Consider the following 2,539-nt stretch of genomic DNA (forward strand, 5'->3'; position numbering starts at 1 on the left):
ATGACGGTGTTGGTCGCGGTGTCGATCACCGACACAGTGCCTGAAGCCGAGTTGGTGACGTAGACACGGGCACCGCCCGGGGAGACCGCCACACCCACCGGGCCATCACCGACAGGGATGGTGTCGATGACGGTGTTGGTCGCGGTGTCGATCACCGACACAGTGCCTGAAGCCGAGTTGGTGACGTAGACACGGGCACCGCCCGGGGAGACCGCCACACCCAGCGGTCCTGAGCCGACGGAAATGGTGGCGGTGACGGTGTTGGTGCCGGTGTCGATCACCGACACGGTGTCCGCGTCGGCATTGGTGATGTAGGCGCGGGTGCCGGCCGGGGAGACCGCCACACCCACCGGGTTGTCACCGACAGGGATGGTGGCGGTGACCATGTTGGTGGTGGTGTCGATCACCGACACCGTATCCGAGCCGGCATTGGCGACGTAAGCGTCTGCAGTCTGGCTAGGAGGTGGTGGCGTAGGCACGGGCACGACCATCGAACCCGTCAGACTGGTTGTGGCATTCGCCGCACTGTCCGAGCGACTGCTGCTGACGCTCTCCGAGCGATTGCTGTTGACGCTCTCCGAGCGATTGCTGTTGCCGTTCTCCGAGCGATTACTGTTGCCGTTGGAGACGTCGACAAACGGCCCCGTCTGGCCCGGAACTGGTGGCGTAGTCGACGACACGGCCATCGACGTCGAAAGCCCGGCCGCGAGGACTGCTCCGAGCAGGGTCAGTCCGACCCTGAGCCACCAGATCGCCGTGGCAGGTGTGATTCGTCTTGTCCGCAACGGGACCTCCATACCCATGCGACACACGCCAAGGCCAGCCCAGGCGGCCGCGCTTCAAAGTGATGCCGCGAGCATAAGGAACGTTCTGTCTTTCGACGCGAGCGTTGGGCCGTTCTACGGTGAGTCGCCTGCACTCACACCCGGCAAGTGGCGGAATCTTCACACCAGTCGCATCCGCCACCGTTACGGCTGCATGATTACTTCACCCCATATGCGCCCACTGCTGCGGGAGCTCATCGGGTATTTTCTGTGCTTCTTTCAGGAATGCCGTCTTCAACGCGACTCGGGAGTCTTTCAGGCCGCGCCTGAATGATCAACGTCACTGAGAAGTGGTGCCGCGCGGTGGCTCAGAGCTACTCCAGGCCATCAGTATGTGCGATCACTGCGGCGGCGCCTCCTGCGTCGACTACACAGAGGGCGCCCACAGCCTGGCGGCACCTCACTCAGCCCGCAGGTCACCACCACCTGGAGCAGGCAGCAGAACCTCTACTGCTGCCACTCCCCCGACACCCTGAGCGTCAATCGCTGGCGTCATCAGCAAAACGCACCACCTGCACTGCCGCCCACCACTCCGTCCACGGCCCGAGCGAGAGCCCGGGCGGCCGGACCCGTGGCCAACTCCGTGATCGGCCCGGTTCCGCACTGGGTTCCGCCCACGCCGATCCTCTGCCGCAGAGCAACCGGTCCACCGGAGGTGCGGTCAAGGTCCTGCAAGTCGCATTCGCCGTCGGTTCGAAAGGCGCTCCAAGCGCAATTACAGGAATTCGGTGTGAATGATCTGGCGCGTCAGCCGGTGCCGCTTGCGGCACCGGCTGACGGGATCCATTTTCCCCACCGGGGCGCCCATCGCGGTATGCCGAGAAATCACCTAGGCTTTCCCGGGAAAGCTGCAGGTAGTCGACTGCCGCACCCCCCGGCGGGAAGGGCGGCCCACCGGTTGGATCCGTCTTCAATAATCCATTTGCATCCCGGCGACAACAATAGGAACCAGAGCACCTCACTCGAACGGCGGAGCGCATTCTGTGCGCCCCCAGCACGCGGAGGAGTGCTTTCTTTCGAGCGAAAGTACAGTCATAAGTCCGATGCGAATCTCCAAATCACAGGGGAGCCATGGGGGTTGAATACGGGTCGACCGTTCGTCGTCCATGGATGCTGAACGCGCGGTGGGGGCTCCTAGAGCTTGAAGGGCAGCGACCTGGCCGCCGGGGAGGAAGAGCCGTACGCCGATCCATGGGCCCGAATCGCCCTCGTTGCCGGCCACCCGCGTCGGTCGTGCTGGAGGCCCCGGTCAGGGTGTTCATGGTGGATGTGACGTGGTACAGAGTCCGGCGGTGCGGCTGCTTTACCTACGCGGTGTACGCCTCTGCACCTGCCCGATGGGGCGAGCTGAAGGGCTACAGCACAACTCGTCATGAGGGGCCACGCTTTGCCGTTGACGGCGACAACCGGATCGGCCAACAGTCGCTGAACAGCTCGGTGCTTTGCGGCTCCGTGACCGCCCGTGCCGTCACGCTCTTGCACCGGTCTGTGGTGCGACTGTTGCTCTCGCACTCGACAACAGCGCACACCCCTCGGCTGGAAGGCACCGGCCGAAGCCCTGAGCAGGGAATCTGCTATCGGTCCCGGAGGTTGGCGTTGTGACGACCGGTTAGGTCCGGCCAGTAGCGGGATTACTCCGTTTGGGTGGTTGGTGGTGGCGGTGTCTTGTCACCCGGTTGGGTGTGTGGGTCACTGAGAGTGTGAACCGGCGGGCT

Annotated in this window: 1 protein-coding gene; it reads right to left on the reverse strand. The window is 64.0% G+C overall.

Translation table 11 applies throughout. The features are described 5' to 3' along the window. Positions 1 to 803 (reverse strand): YncE family protein (locus ABTX62_RS37735; protein WP_502998088.1); only part of this gene is annotated, 803 nt, incomplete at its 3' end. Positions 804 to 2,539: the final 1,736 nt, after the last annotated feature.

The sequence above is a fragment of the Streptomyces sp. NPDC096046 genome (assembly GCF_040303285.1).
In the GTDB taxonomy this organism is placed as follows: Bacteria; Actinomycetota; Actinomycetes; order Streptomycetales; family Streptomycetaceae; genus Streptomyces.